The 14,299-nt window shown below is 52.7% G+C and carries 14 protein-coding genes; 7 read left to right on the forward strand and 7 right to left on the reverse strand.

All coding sequences use genetic code 11. The annotated features are described in order from the left end of the window. Positions 1-26 precede the first annotated feature (26 nt). From menD to pmrD, 6 genes are all read left to right on the forward strand, one after another. Positions 27-1,697: a 2-succinyl-5-enolpyruvyl-6-hydroxy-3-cyclohexene-1-carboxylic-acid synthase gene (gene menD, locus ACJHWR_RS10130; protein WP_012311923.1), complete on the forward strand. Its 1,671-nt coding sequence runs from the start codon at positions 27-29 to the stop codon at positions 1,695-1,697. Further along, the gene (gene menH, locus ACJHWR_RS10135) at positions 1,694-2,452 is read left to right on the forward strand and encodes a 2-succinyl-6-hydroxy-2,4-cyclohexadiene-1-carboxylate synthase (RefSeq protein ID WP_000600538.1); all 759 of its coding nucleotides are present in this window, start codon (positions 1,694-1,696) and stop codon (positions 2,450-2,452) included. Before menD ends, menH begins: the two co-directional genes overlap by 4 nt. 14 nt (positions 2,453-2,466) lie before the next feature. Then, positions 2,467-3,324 carry a 1,4-dihydroxy-2-naphthoyl-CoA synthase gene (gene menB, locus ACJHWR_RS10140; protein WP_000639989.1) on the forward strand — a complete coding sequence of 286 codons (858 nt, stop codon included), beginning with the start codon at positions 2,467-2,469 and terminating at the stop codon, positions 3,322-3,324. Further along, entirely contained in the window at positions 3,324-4,286 is a 963-nt protein-coding gene (gene menC / locus ACJHWR_RS10145; RefSeq protein ID WP_001255644.1) for an o-succinylbenzoate synthase, read from the forward strand. The genes menB and menC overlap by 1 nt, the downstream gene beginning before the upstream one ends. Further along, a complete protein-coding gene (gene menE / locus ACJHWR_RS10150; RefSeq protein ID WP_000577583.1) occupies positions 4,283-5,638 on the forward strand; it encodes an o-succinylbenzoate--CoA ligase in 1,356 nt (451 codons plus the stop codon). The genes menC and menE overlap by 4 nt, the downstream gene beginning before the upstream one ends. 109 nt (positions 5,639-5,747) lie before the next feature. Continuing rightward, positions 5,748-6,014, forward strand: coding sequence for a signal transduction protein PmrD (pmrD, locus tag ACJHWR_RS10155; protein ID WP_001295285.1), 267 nt, complete (start codon positions 5,748-5,750; stop codon positions 6,012-6,014). On the opposite strand, the gene arnF is transcribed toward pmrD, so the two are convergent. From arnF to arnB, 7 genes are read right to left on the reverse strand one after another with little or no spacing between them, the layout of a single operon-like run. After that, complete coding sequence (arnF, locus tag ACJHWR_RS10160; protein WP_000523864.1) at positions 6,008-6,394, reverse strand: 4-amino-4-deoxy-L-arabinose-phosphoundecaprenol flippase subunit ArnF; 387 nt, start codon at positions 6,392-6,394, stop codon at positions 6,008-6,010. The genes pmrD and arnF overlap by 7 nt on opposite strands. Then, the gene (gene arnE / locus ACJHWR_RS10165; protein ID WP_000638031.1) at positions 6,394-6,729 is read right to left on the reverse strand and encodes a 4-amino-4-deoxy-L-arabinose-phosphoundecaprenol flippase subunit ArnE; all 336 of its coding nucleotides are present in this window, start codon (positions 6,727-6,729) and stop codon (positions 6,394-6,396) included. The genes arnF and arnE overlap by 1 nt, the downstream gene beginning before the upstream one ends. Further along, on the reverse strand, positions 6,726-8,378 hold the full coding sequence (gene arnT, locus ACJHWR_RS10170; protein WP_000844018.1) for a lipid IV(A) 4-amino-4-deoxy-L-arabinosyltransferase: 1,653 nt from the start codon (positions 8,376-8,378) through the stop codon (positions 6,726-6,728). Before arnT ends, arnE begins: the two co-directional genes overlap by 4 nt. Further along, positions 8,378-9,268, reverse strand: a complete 891-nt coding sequence (arnD, locus tag ACJHWR_RS10175) for a 4-deoxy-4-formamido-L-arabinose-phosphoundecaprenol deformylase (protein ID WP_000169739.1) — start codon at positions 9,266-9,268, stop codon at positions 8,378-8,380. Before arnD ends, arnT begins: the two co-directional genes overlap by 1 nt. Continuing rightward, on the reverse strand, positions 9,265-11,247 hold the full coding sequence (gene arnA / locus ACJHWR_RS10180) for a bifunctional UDP-4-amino-4-deoxy-L-arabinose formyltransferase/UDP-glucuronic acid oxidase ArnA (RefSeq protein WP_000860265.1): 1,983 nt from the start codon (positions 11,245-11,247) through the stop codon (positions 9,265-9,267). Before arnA ends, arnD begins: the two co-directional genes overlap by 4 nt. Beyond that, on the reverse strand, positions 11,247-12,215 hold the full coding sequence (arnC, locus tag ACJHWR_RS10185) for an undecaprenyl-phosphate 4-deoxy-4-formamido-L-arabinose transferase (RefSeq protein ID WP_000461641.1): 969 nt from the start codon (positions 12,213-12,215) through the stop codon (positions 11,247-11,249). Before arnC ends, arnA begins: the two co-directional genes overlap by 1 nt. Before the next feature lie 3 nt (positions 12,216-12,218). After that, complete coding sequence (arnB, locus tag ACJHWR_RS10190; RefSeq protein WP_001388277.1) at positions 12,219-13,358, reverse strand: UDP-4-amino-4-deoxy-L-arabinose aminotransferase; 1,140 nt, start codon at positions 13,356-13,358, stop codon at positions 12,219-12,221. A 307-nt stretch (positions 13,359-13,665) separates the two neighbouring features. Here arnB and ais point away from each other — a divergent pair, with 307 nt between their 5' ends. Then, positions 13,666-14,268, forward strand: coding sequence for a lipopolysaccharide core heptose(II)-phosphate phosphatase Ais (gene ais, locus ACJHWR_RS10195; RefSeq protein ID WP_001306469.1), 603 nt, complete (start codon positions 13,666-13,668; stop codon positions 14,266-14,268). Positions 14,269-14,299: the final 31 nt, after the last annotated feature.

Here is a 14,299-nt window from a genome sequence, read left to right on the forward strand (position 1 = left end):
CCGCAATATTGATACCGGACAAACTCATGTCAGTAAGCGCATTTAACCGACGCTGGGCGGCGGTCATTCTGGAAGCATTAACGCGTCAAGGCGTCAGACACATCTGTATCGCCCCTGGCTCGCGTTCTACACCGTTAACGTTAGCGGCGGCGGAGAATTCCGCATTCATTCACCACACCCATTTCGATGAGCGTGGACTGGGGCATCTGGCGCTGGGGCTGGCGAAAGTCAGCAAGCAGCCGGTGGCGGTGATTGTGACCTCCGGCACGGCGGTAGCAAATCTCTATCCGGCACTGATTGAAGCCGGGTTAACCGGAGAAAAACTGATCCTGTTAACCGCCGATCGCCCGCCGGAGCTCATTGACTGCGGCGCGAATCAGGCAATTCGTCAGCCGGGAATGTTCGCCTCTCACCCCACGCACAGTATTTCACTGCCGCGCCCGACCCAGGATATCCCCGCACGTTGGCTGGTTTCTACCATCGACCATGCTCTCGGTACGCTTCATGCGGGCGGAGTCCATATCAACTGCCCGTTTGCTGAACCGCTGTATGGCGAAATGGACGACACCGGGCTTAGCTGGCAACAGCGTCTGGGCGACTGGTGGCAGGACGATAAGCCGTGGCTGCGTGAAGCGCCTCGTCTGGAAAGTGAAAAACAGCGCGACTGGTTCTTCTGGCGACAAAAGCGCGGCGTGGTGGTTGCCGGGCGCATGAGTGCGGAAGAGGGCAAAAAAGTCGCACTGTGGGCGCAAACTCTTGGCTGGCCGCTGATTGGCGATGTGCTGTCGCAAACCGGACAGCCGCTGCCGTGTGCCGATCTCTGGTTAGGCAATGCCAAAGCGACCAGCGAACTGCAACAGGCGCAAATTGTGGTGCAACTGGGAAGCAGCCTGACGGGCAAACGGCTCCTGCAATGGCAGGCAAGCTGTGAACCCGAAGAGTACTGGATTGTTGATGACATTGAAGGGCGACTTGATCCGGCACACCATCGCGGACGTCGCTTAATTGCCAATATTGCCGACTGGCTGGAGCAACATCCGGCAGAAAAACGCCAGCCCTGGTGCGTTGAAATCCCGCGCCTGGCGGAACAGGCAATGCAGGCGGTTATTGCCCGTCGCGATGCGTTTGGCGAAGCCCAACTGGCGCATCGCATCAGCGACTATCTGCCTGAACAGGGGCAATTGTTTGTCGGTAACAGCCTGGTAGTACGTCTGATTGATGCGCTTTCGCAACTTCCGGCAGGTTACCCGGTGTACAGCAACCGAGGTGCCAGCGGTATCGACGGGCTGCTCTCGACCGCCGCTGGCGTTCAGCGGGCCAGTGGCAAACCGACGCTGGCGATTGTGGGCGATCTCTCAGCACTTTACGATCTCAACGCGCTGGCGTTATTACGTCAGGTTTCCGCGCCGCTGGTATTAATTGTGGTGAACAACAATGGCGGGCAAATTTTCTCGCTGTTGCCAACGCCGAAAAACGAGCGCGAGCGTTTCTATCTGATGCCGCAAAACGTCCATTTTGAGCACGCCGCCGCGATGTTCGAGCTGAAATATCATCGTCCGCAAAACTGGCAGGAACTTGAAACGGCACTTGTCGACGCCTGGCGCACGCCGACCACCACGGTAATTGAAATGGTGGTTAACGACACCGATGGTGCGCAAACCCTCCAGCAACTGCTGGCGCAGGTAAGCCATTTATGATCCTGCACGCGCAGGCAAAACACGGTAAACCAGGTTTACCCTGGCTGGTGTTTTTGCACGGTTTTTCCGGCGATTGCCATGAATGGCAAGAAGTGGGCGAGGTGTTTGCCGACTACTCACGGTTGTATGTTGATCTCCCTGGTCACGGTGGTTCGGCGGCGATTAGCGTCGATGGATTTGATGATGTCACCGGCTTACTGTGTAAAACCTTGGTTAGTTACAACATCCTTGACTTCTGGCTGGTGGGGTACTCGCTTGGCGGACGGGTGGCGATGATGGCGGCTTGCCAGGGGCTGGCGGGGCTTTGTGGGGTTGTTGTCGAAGGCGGGCATCCTGGGTTGCAAAATGCTGAACAACGCACGCAACGTCAGCGTTCCGATCGCCAATGGGCGCAGCGTTTTCGCACAGAACCGTTAACGGCGGTATTTGCTGATTGGTATCAACAGCCTGTTTTTGCCTCACTCAATGACGAACAACGCCGGGAGCTGGTTGCGCTGCGCAGCAACAATAATGGCGCAACGCTTGCCGCCATGCTGGAGGCGACTTCTCTCGCCGTCCAGCCCGATTTACGTGCTAACCTTAGCGCCCGCACATTTGCGTTTTATTATTTATGTGGTGAACGTGACAGCAAATTCCGCGCCCTGGCGGCGGAACTGGCTGCCGAATGCCATGTCATTCCTCGCGCCGGACATAACGCGCATCGGGAAAATCCCGCTGGCGTAATCGCAAGTCTGGCGCAGATCTTGCGTTTCTGACTAAAGGACACAATATGATTTATCCTGATGAAGCAATGCTTTACGCACCGGTTGAATGGCACGACTGCTCCGAAGGTTTCGAGGACATTCGTTATGAAAAATCTGCCGACGGTATCGCAAAAATCACCATTAATCGTCCGCAGGTGCGCAATGCCTTCCGTCCTCTGACGGTAAAAGAGATGATCCAGGCACTGGCAGATGCGCGTTATGACGACAACATCGGCGTGATCATTCTGACTGGCGCAGGCGATAAAGCGTTCTGCTCCGGTGGTGACCAGAAAGTGCGTGGTGATTACGGCGGCTATAAAGATGATTCCGGCGTACATCACCTGAACGTGCTGGACTTCCAGCGTCAGATTCGTACCTGTCCGAAACCAGTTGTCGCGATGGTGGCTGGCTACTCCATCGGCGGCGGTCACGTTCTGCACATGATGTGCGATCTGACTATCGCGGCAGATAATGCCATCTTCGGTCAGACTGGCCCGAAAGTCGGTTCCTTCGACGGCGGCTGGGGCGCTTCCTACATGGCTCGCATCGTCGGACAGAAAAAAGCGCGTGAAATCTGGTTCCTGTGCCGTCAGTACGACGCGAAACAGGCGCTGGATATGGGCCTTGTAAACACCGTGGTACCGCTGGCGGATCTGGAAAAAGAAACCGTGCGCTGGTGCCGTGAAATGCTGCAAAACAGCCCGATGGCGCTGCGCTGCCTGAAAGCTGCACTGAACGCCGACTGTGACGGTCAGGCAGGTCTGCAGGAGCTGGCGGGCAACGCCACCATGCTGTTCTACATGACGGAAGAAGGTCAGGAAGGTCGCAACGCCTTCAACCAGAAACGTCAGCCTGACTTCAGCAAATTTAAACGGAATCCGTAATGCGTAGCGCGCAGGTATACCGCTGGCAGATCCCCATGGACGCGGGGGTGGTTCTGCGCGACAGGCGGTTAAAAACCCGCGAAGGGCTGTACGTTTGCCTGCGTGAGGGCGAGCGCGAAGGGTGGGGGGAGATCTCCCCACTGCCGGGCTTCAGCCAGGAAACCTGGGAAGAGGCGCAAAGCGTGCTGCTTGCCTGGGTAAATAACTGGCTGGCAGGCGATTGCGAATTACCGCAGATGCCTTCCGTGGCCTTTGGCGTAAGCTGTGCATTGGCGGAGCTGGCAGATACGCTCCCGCAGGCGGCCAATTACCGTGCGGCACCACTGTGTAATGGCGATCCTGACGATCTGATCCTCAAACTTGCCGATATGCCTGGTGAGAAAGTGGCGAAGGTCAAAGTGGGATTGTACGAAGCCGTGCGCGACGGCATGGTGGTGAATCTGTTGCTGGAGGCAATTCCGGATCTGCATTTGCGTCTTGACGCGAATCGCGCCTGGACACCGCTGAAAGGCCAGCAGTTTGCCAAATACGTTAACCCGGATTATCGCCACCGCATTGCTTTTCTCGAAGAGCCGTGCAAAACCCGCGATGATTCGCGTGCGTTTGCCCGTGAAACCGGCATTGCCATTGCCTGGGATGAAAGCCTGCGTGAGCCGGATTTTGCCTTTGTGGCGGAAAAAGGTGTGCGCGCGGTAGTTATCAAACCCACGCTCACGGGCAGCCTGGATAAAGTACGCGAGCAGGTGCAGGCGGCGCACGCGTTGGGGCTGACGGCGGTGATCAGTTCTTCTATTGAGTCGAGCTTAGGCTTAACGCAACTGGCGCGGATTGCCGCCTGGTTAACGCCAGACACCATTCCGGGGCTGGACACGCTGGATCTGATGCAGGCGCAGCAGGTTCGTCGCTGGCCGGGTAGCCCGCTACCGTTAGTGGAAGTTGATGCACTGGAGCGGCTGTTATGATCTTCTCTGACTGGCCGTGGCGTCACTGGCGGCAAGTGCGGGGAGAAGCCATCGCCTTACGTCTTAATGACGAGCAACTTAACTGGCGCGAGCTTTGTGCTCGCGTCGATGAATTAGCCTCCGGCTTTGTGGCGCAGGGCGTTGTTGAGGGCAGCGGCGTGATGTTGCGGGCGTGGAATACGCCGCAAACGCTGCTCGCCTGGCTGGCGTTACTGCAATGCGGGGCGCGGGTGTTGCCCGTGAACCCTCAGCTGCCGCAACCGTTGCTTGAAGAATTGCTGCCCAATCTGACGCTGCAATTTGCGCTGGTGCCGGATGGGGAAAACACGTTTCCGGCGTTAACGTCGCTGCACATTCAGCTGGTTGAAGGCGCACATGCCGCTGCGTGGCAGCCGACGCGTCTGTGCTCAATGACGTTGACCTCCGGCTCTACCGGTTTGCCGAAAGCCGCTGTTCATACTTATCAGGCCCATCTTGCCAGTGCGCAAGGTGTGTTATCGCTGATACCGTTTGGCGAGCACGATGACTGGTTGCTCTCTTTACCGCTGTTTCACGTCTCCGGTCAGGGAATTATGTGGCGCTGGTTATACGCTGGTGCGCGGATGACGGTACGTGATAAACAGCCCCTGGAGCAAATGCTGGCAGGCTGTACTCACGCTTCACTGGTACCAACACAACTCTGGCGTTTGCTGGTTAACCGTAGTTCCGTTTCCCTGAAAGCGGTTTTACTTGGCGGCGCGGCTATCCCGGTCGAGTTGACGGAACAGGCGCGCGAGCAGGGGATTCGTTGCTTTTGCGGCTATGGTCTGACCGAGTTTGCCTCCACGGTGTGTGCGAAAGAAGCCGACGGTCTGGCAGACGTTGGTTCGCCGCTGCCGGGTCGGGAAGTGAAAATCGTTAATGATGAAGTGTGGCTGCGGGCTGCCAGTATGGCAGAAGGTTACTGGCGTAACGGGCAACGGGTTCCACTGGTTAATGACGAAGGCTGGTACGCCACGCGCGATCGCGGTGAGATGCATAATGGCAAGCTGACCATTGTCGGACGTTTAGACAATCTATTCTTCAGTGGCGGTGAGGGTATTCAGCCGGAAGAAGTCGAGCGCGTTATTGCTGCACATCCTGCGGTTTTGCAGGTGTTTATCGTCCCCGTTGCCGACAAGGAGTTTGGTCATCGGCCGGTAGCGGTGGTGGAGTATGACCAGCAAACCGTTGATCTTGACGAATGGGTGAAAGACAAGTTGGCTCGTTTTCAACAACCGGTGCGCTGGCTGACTTTGCCGCCGGAGCTGAAAAACGGCGGTATTAAAATTTCACGTCAGGCGTTAAAAGAGTGGGTGCAACGCCAGGATTAAGAAATCATTAGTTTCACTTCGCAATTTTGCCATTCCATTGCCGTTGATAATAGGTTTATCTGTTAATCTGTAAATTGATGTGAAAACTCTTATCAAACAGGATAATGCAATGGAATGGCTGGTCAAAAAATCGTGCTGCAATAAACAAGATAACAGACATGTACTTATGCTCTGCGATGCTGGCGGCGCGATAAAAATGATCGCCGAAGTGAAGAGTGACTTCGCCGTGAAAGTGGGGGATTTACTCTCGCCTTTGCAGAATGCGCTTTATTGTATTAATCGTGAAAAGCTGCATACGGTGAAAGTCCTCTCGGCAAGCAGTTATAGCCCCGATGAGTGGGAACGGCAGTGTAAAGTGGCAGGGAAAACTCAGTAACGTTGTTTTGTCGTGGGCAGGAAAATCAGCATCAACCCGCTCATAATACAGGCTACTCCCAGTAGTGCTTTCAGCGAAAAAGTTCCTTCCCAGCCGGGAAGTACCATTGAAGCAATCCATACCAGCACATAACTCATACTGAGCAAGGCATAGGCTTTGCTTAGTGCAAGTTTATGTAGTGTTTTATACCAACAAAAAACGGAAAGCAGATAACCCAGCAGCCCGAGTAACAGTATCCGGGCATCCAGGCCAAAAGCTAACAGCGCCGCGATAAAATCCCATAAGTGCGTCATCGGCGGCAGATGACTCGCCGCAAAACCCAGGCTTAATTGCGCAGCGGAGGCGATAATGACGCTGAATAATCCCCACATCAGGCCCATTACACGGTACTCCCGAGGATCACAATGCCACCAATAATGAACGCCACCCCACACCAGTGACGCGGCGATACCGGTTCGTGCCACAGTTTTACTGCAGCCAGCGTCACCCAGACAAAATTCAGACTTAACATCGGGTAGGCAATGCCTACCGGTACGTTCTGCAAGACCAGCAGCCAGAGCACCATGGCAAGACCAAGACAAGCCAGCGCCAGTCCCAGCCACAGCACGATATGTTTGCGCCGTTTGTTTATCGCCACAAAGCAGGTTGCTTGTTTCTGACACAACTGCCCGGCAACGCTAAGCAAGCTGGCAAAGACTAATGTTAGCCAGATCATTTGGGACGATACTGAATCAGCACCAGACGCTCCTGACGATCGATGGCATCTGCGGGCGGAATGGCGAGACTGTTGATATCTTCATCGCGGTCAACCGAAAGCACGAGTGTAATAATCCCCTCCTGACGATGTTGATTAAGCCAGTTTGCGAACTCATCACCGCTGACAAACCTCCCTTTCGCATCCGGATAATTAAGGCCGTATTTCAACTCACCCGTCTGGCGATACATGATGATGTCATCGCGTTGCAGGCTCCATGCCAGACCTGCGGCAACGCCCACGCTGTCAGTAAGAATATAGCGGCTTGGCTGCAGTGATTCTTGTGTCATCTCGACAAAAAATTGCGGATGTTTTCCTTCCATGACTCTGTCAGGAATTGAAAATCCTACCAGCAACGCCAGCCCCAGCGGGCAAAGCGCGGCAAAAGACCAGGTCTTTTCGACGTTTGTTAAGGTGTACCAGCCGAAAAATGCCCATAGCGAAAAAATCGACCAGGCACAAAAGACTTTATAGCTCTCGAAGGTTTGCCACACTGGCGTGTTCATTGGTCCCCATGGGGAGACCACAAACGTAGCAATAATGCCAGTGACACCAAAAGCGATGTTAATCCAGCCATTAATCCGCAGCGCCAGAGGATTATTTTTTGCTGCCAGCAAAGCGTAATGCGCCATCAGCATTGCCAGAGGTGCAAAGCAGGAAAGAATATAGGTGGGCAATTTGCCTTTAGCGACGGAGAAAAACAGCAGCGGCATTATCGTCCAGCTCAACAAATAGACGGTTGCGGAATGCTTGCGGTTTTTCCAGCCTGCGTACAGTGCTCCGGGGAGTAATCCCAGCCACGGCAGGCTACCGGCAATGATGACCGGCAAGTAGTACCAGAACGGAGCTCTATGCTGAGCATCATCCATTGCAAAGCGTTGAATATGCTCAACCCAGAAAAAATAGTGCCAGAAGTCAGGCTCCCGCTGCGCTATCGCCAGTCCCCAGGGGAGAACCGTCAGTACGCAACTGATAACCGCCAGCCAGCCGTAAATAAAGAGATCTTTCCAGCGTTTTTGCGTTGCAACCCATGGAAGCACGCTTAATACCGGCACGGCAAGGGCGAGAAAACCTTTGGTCATCACCCCCATGCCGCAGGTGATTCCCAGCAGTAAAAATCCCGCGCTTTTGCCTTTCCACGTCTGTGCCTGCATTGCCAGCCAGAAGCTGCACATTCCCGCCACCAGCCAGAAGGCAATAAACGGATCGAGCACGGCATAAGTGCCGATGGCATAGACAATGAACAATGAGAGGTAAATCACTGCGGCGAGTAATGCCAGACGTTTATCGCGCCATAAGCGCAGAGTAAACCAGGTCACAAGCGCGGCAGTTAACAGGGTCGCAAAGATAACGCCTGCCCGCACACCAAAGTTATTCGCGCCAAATAGCCATTGCCCAATGCTGTTAATCCAGTATCCAGCAATGGGTTTTTCGAAATAACGTAGCCCTAACAGATGGGGCACAATCCAGTCGCCGGATGCCAGCATTTCTCGACTGATTTCCGCATAACGCGTTTCATCGGGTTGCCATAGCAGACGCGTGCTGATCGGTAACAGGTAATAGCAGGCAATAAACGCGAAGAGGCCGATAAGGTAACGTACCGATTTCATCAGCGACTACCCGCAATTTGTTGGCAACCCAGCCAGCCTTCACGTCCGGCAATATTTCCGCGAACAACTTGTCCGAGCGGCAACATCCCTGATAACAGTTCGCTTAAAGGGCAAAATGTCACGCCTTCCTGAGCTGCGCGTTTGAGGAGATCCACAAAATTATGCTGATAAGCGCAGCCTTCAACTTCTGCATGAATGGTATAAACCGGCGTGCCTTTATCTCGCAGGATGCGGTTGAGTAACCAACCGTTAAAATCTTCTGCTTTCACATCCCGACCAATCACTTCATCCCAGGTGGGTAAGGTCACCGGGATTTGCGCAGTGCCGGGTTTTCCTGAGTCGAGCAAGGGACGAAACGGCATCACCCCACGACAATCGCTGTTGTAGCGCAAATGGAACCCTTCTTTTGCTTCGATCACCTGTTGGTCGGCACGCCAGCCAGCGGCAGCGGAGCAGGTTATTGGTTGGCCGATAATCTCTTCCAGGGTACGAAGGCCTCGTGCAATATCGTCGACCATCGTTTGCCGATCCCAGTTGCCGCTATGGGCTTGCCAGGCGTGGTGATCCCAGGCGTGCAGGCCGACTTCGTGGTATTTAGCCGCTTCACGAATGATATCGGCATTGGCATGACCAATCTCTTTACCTGGCCAGGCCGTACCTGCCAGTAAAATATCCCAGCCATAAAGCGATGCCGCGTTTGAGCGCAGCATCTTCCACAAAAACTGTGGCTTCACCAGTCGCCAGAGATGGCGGCCCATATTGTCCGGGCCGACGCTGAAAAAAATGCTGGCCTGAATATTATGCTTACTCAAGATTTCCAGCAGACGCGGCACGCCTTCACGGGTGCCACGAAAGGTATCGACATCAATGCGTAAGCCGACTTTGGTCATGATGGTTTATCCGTAAGATCAACGGTGCGCAGGAAGAAATCCAGCGTTTCGTCGATGGTTTCCTGCATATCAATTTTCGGTTCCCAGTCCAGGCAGCGGCGGGCATTGCGGATGCTCGGTTTACGATGCTCTACGTCCTGATATCCTTTGCCGTAGTAGCTGCTACTTTCGACAACACGAAAGCCCGCAAACGGTGGGAAGTAATGGCGCAGCGGATGTTTTTCGAAGCTCGCCAGCAGCATCTCCCCCAGTTCTTCAATGCTCGCTTCGTTCTCAGGATTGCCAATGTTGATAATTTCGCCATCGCAGCGATTTCCCGCATTTTCGATAATGCGGTATAACGCCTCGATACCATCCCGAATATCAGTAAAGCAGCGTTTTTGTTTTCCGCCATCAATCAGCTTAATCGGTGAACCTTCTACCAGATTGAGAATGAGTTGCGTAATAGCGCGGGAGCTGCCAATTCGCGCTGCATTAAGGTTATCCAGTCGTGGCCCCATCCAGTTAAACGGGCGGAAGAGGGTGAACTGTAAACCTTCTTTTTCGCCATAGGCCCAGATCACTCGATCAAGTAATTGTTTAGACACCGAATAAATCCAGCGTGGTTTATTCACCGGGCCGACGATTAAATTAGAATGGTCCTCATCGAAGTATTTATCGCTACACATCCCATAAACTTCTGAAGTCGACGGGAAGATGATTCGCTTACGGTACTTCACGCAGTAGCGGATAATGCGCAGATTCTCTTCGAAATCGAGTTCAAATACGCGCAGCGGGTTGCGGGTATATTCAATCGGCGTGGCTATCGCCACCAAAGGCAAGACGACATCACATTTTTTGACGTGATACTCAATCCATTCGGAATGAATACTGATATCGCCTTCGACAAAGTGAAAATGCGGATGATTCAGAAAACGGCTTATCGCATCGCTGCCAATATCCAGACCGTAAACTTCATAATGATCTTCGCGCAGCAGGCGTTCTGTCAGATGGTTGCCAATAAAGCCATTCACCCCGAGGATGAGTACCCGGGTACGGCGTCGGGCGGCACAGGCAGGCTGGCTATTCAAGCGTGAACCTTGCACCAGGCCCAGCGTCTGCGCTAATTGCGAGCCCTGCATAGTAATGCCGCCGCCCGCCTGTCCAGTGACGATTTCCAGCGCGCCATCGCCACAGGCAATCAGCAGTGGCGCAACAGAAATCACGCTCCCCGGTTGTGCTGCGGGCGCATGAGAATGTACGCGTGACGACCAGACGGTAAATTTTTGATTACCAACATAGCTGAAGGCACCCGGCCACGGATCGGCGACTGCACGCACCATGTTATGCAATACTGCTGCCGATTTGTGCCACTCGAGGAAGCTGTCTTCTGGCGTTCTGCGACCAAAACAGGTGGCTTCGTTTTCGCACTGGGCGATTTCCAGAATATTACCGTCTTTAATGGCGGGTAATGTCTGCTCCAGTAGCTGTCGCGCGGCATGGCATAACTTATGATGCAGCGTAATGGCGATATCGTCTGGCGCAATGGCAATGCGCAGTTGGGCTACAATGGCCCCAGCATCGGCACGTTTCACCATTCGGTGCAATGTCACGCCAGTTTCCGTTTCACCGTTCACCAGCACCCAGTTCAGCGGCGCGCGACCACGATATTTTGGTAACAGTGAACCATGCAGATTAAATGCGCCTGCAGGAGCGAGCTGCAAAATCTTGTCGTGAATAAGATGGCGATAATAAAAAGAGAAAATCACATCTGGTGATAGTTGGGCAATGCGTTCCACCCACAGCGGATGGTTAACGTCATCCGGCGCATAAACCGGAATGCCTCTTTCCGCTGCCAGACGAGCCACCGAACCATAAAAGGCTTTTTCACCGGGATTATCAGTATGGGTAAAAATGGCGCTAATTTCGTAACCGGCAGCCAGCAGGGCTTCAATACCGAGGCATCCCATATCGTGGTAGGCAAAAACGACGGTTTTCATTATTCATTTTCCTTGCTGGATGGACGGATAACTTGCTGAACAAAATAGCGGGGGCGGGCGCGGACATCGGTGTAGATCCTGCCGATATATTCACCGAGCAATCCCATGCCGATAAACTGAGCGCCAATAAAAGTAAACAGCACGGCAAATAGCATAAAGACGCCTTCTGCCGCCCATTGGGGTCCGAAGGTCAGGCGTAAAATCACCAACAGCACCGCAATGCTAAAACCGCCAATCGCAATAATGCTGCCGAGCAGACTCAGCATACGTAGCGGCGTAGTGGTAAGGCAGGTCACCAGGTCGTACATCAAATTAATCAGGCGCATAAAGCTGTATTTGGATTCACCAAACTCACGCTCGGCATGATGCACTGGAATTTCAATGGCACGGCGGGCGAAGATATTCGCCAGAATCGGGATAAAGGTGCTGCGTTCATGGCAGTGCAACATCGCATCGACAATATGACGGCGATAGGCGCGCAGCATACAACCATAGTCACCCATCGCTTTGCCAGTGGTGCGCTGAATAAGCCGGTTAATCATCTTCGAAGCGGTTTTACGAAACCAGCTGTCCTGGCGGTTCTGGCGTACAGTCCCTACCACGTCGTAACCTTCATCGGCTTTTGCCACCAGACGGGGGATTTCCTCTGGCGGATTCTGGAGATCGGCATCGAGGGTAATAATTAAGTCGCCGGTGACGTGACTGAATCCCGCCATAATCGCTGAATGTTGCCCGTAATTGCGGTTAAGCAAAATAGACACAATATGGCTGCCCTCCGCTTGTGAGGCTTCGACCAGCATATGCGCGGAATTATCGCTACTGCCGTCATCAATCAGCAGGATCTCATACTCTTTCCCCAGTGATTCACAGGCTTTTGTGGTGCGCCTGATTAATTCCGGTAAGCTTTCCTGCTCGTTATAAACGGGAATAACCACCGAGACTTTCTTAACAGGGTGGATTTCAAACATGGCTTATTGTCCTGCGAGTTGCTGAAGGGCTGTGATGACGCGGTCGGCATCGGCGGTAGTCATATCCGGGAACAGCGGCAACGAACAGATGCGTTCGCTATTCCATTCGGTATTCGGTAACGACAGCGTGGGAAAACGCTCGCGATAATATTTTTGTGTGTGAGCGGCGCGGAAATGTAACCCGGTACCAATACCTCTTTCTTTTAACGCTTCCATCAACGCATCGCGACTGATACCACAACGTTGTTCATCGACACGAATAATAAACAGATGCCAGGCGTGAACGTGCGGCCAGGCGGGAAGGCTTAATGGCTGAAAGGGGAGAGCTGCCAGTGCTTGCTGATATTGCTGGGCAATTTCGCGCCGACGGGTGTTGAGGTGCTCTAATTTTGCTAACTGTGTCAGGGCAATCGCGGCGTTAATATCGGTCAGATTGTACTTATAGCCCGGTGTTAAGACTTCAGCTTGCGGTGCACGGCCCCAGGTTTGTCTGTCATAGGCATCGACACCCAGACCGTGAAATTTCAGCATCCGTAGCTGGCGGGCAAGGTTTTCATTATCAGTTACAATCAGGCCACCTTCAGCACAGGTAATATTTTTAATGGCATGAAATGAAAAAATAGCGGTACCTTTTGCGCCAATATGTCGCCCTTTGTAATACGTACCGACGGCATGGGCAGCATCTTCGATAACTGCGATGCCGTAACGTTCGCCAATGGCGCGAATGGCGTCAATATCTGCTGGCGCACCGGCATAATGCACCGGAATGATGGCTTTAGTGCGTGGCGTAATGGCTGACTCGATCGCTTCAGGCGTGACCATCAGCGTATCGCGGTCGACATCCACCATTACCGGCGTTGCACCCAACAAGGAGATCATATTGAGGGTTGAAACCCAGGTCAGGGAAGGCGTAATCACTTCATCGCCCTTGCCTATTTCCAACGCCATTAGCGTGATATGCATTCCGGCGGTGGCTGAACTGACCGCGATGGCATGCTGATTTCCCGTCAACTGGCAAAAGGCTTGTTCAAGCGCCTGATTCTTCGGACCGGTTGTGATCCAACCGGATTCGAGAACCTCTTTAACTGCAGCGAGTTCCTCCACGCCCATTGCTGGTCGCGAAAAAGGCAAAAATTCTGACATTGCTTTTCCTTCCGCCATTGAATACCTGTCCACTTATATTTGCTATAAAGAGTGTTGTGTATATTTTGCCATTTGGAGCAAAATTTTAAGGATAGAATATTAACTTAACCTTAAGAAACTAATATTAGACGTAAATATTGAAATTTTTATATTTTTTCTTATTTAGGCTTTGCATTTGGCAAAATTTTGAGGCATTTTGCCGGCATCGCAGGATTTTTAATATTACACCAACTGCTAATTATCGCCAGAAATGTCGCTCAATTTCACGGTAATTGTCTGGTTGCGCTTGTCTATAGGTGGAGTTTACGTGTTAGCTTTTTGCCGCTCTTCGTTGAAGTCAAAAAAATATTTCATCATTTTACTGGCGCTCGCTGCAATTGCCGGACTGGGTACTCATGCCGCCTGGAGTAGCAATGGTTTGCCACGTATCGACAATAAAACGCTGGCCAGACTGGCACAGCAGCACCCGGTTGTCGTTTTGTTTCGCCATGCTGAACGTTGCGATCGTTCAACCAATCAATGCTTGTCAGATAAAACAGGTATTACGGTCAAAGGTACCCAGGATGCCCGTGAACTGGGCAACGCTTTTAGTGCTGATATCCCTGATTTCGATCTTTATTCCAGTAATACCGTCCGGACCATTCAGTCGGCGACCTGGTTTTCAGCGGGTAAAAAATTGACGGTAGATAAACGACTTCTTCAATGCGGTAATGAGATTTATAGTGCAATTAAGGACTTACAAAGCAAAGCACCTGATAAAAATATCGTTATTTTTACCCATAATCATTGCCTGACATATATTGCTAAAGATAAGCGTGATGCGACATTTAAACCTGATTATCTGGATGGTTTAGTCATGCATGTGGAAAAAGGCAAAGTTTATCTGGATGGGGAATTCGTTAACCACTAAATTTTCAATCTGACAGCCAGTAATGGCTGTC

Origin of the sequence: Escherichia sp. WS568 (assembly GCF_046486085.1) — a bacterium.
In the GTDB taxonomy this organism is placed as follows: domain Bacteria; phylum Pseudomonadota; class Gammaproteobacteria; order Enterobacterales; family Enterobacteriaceae; genus Escherichia; species Escherichia coli.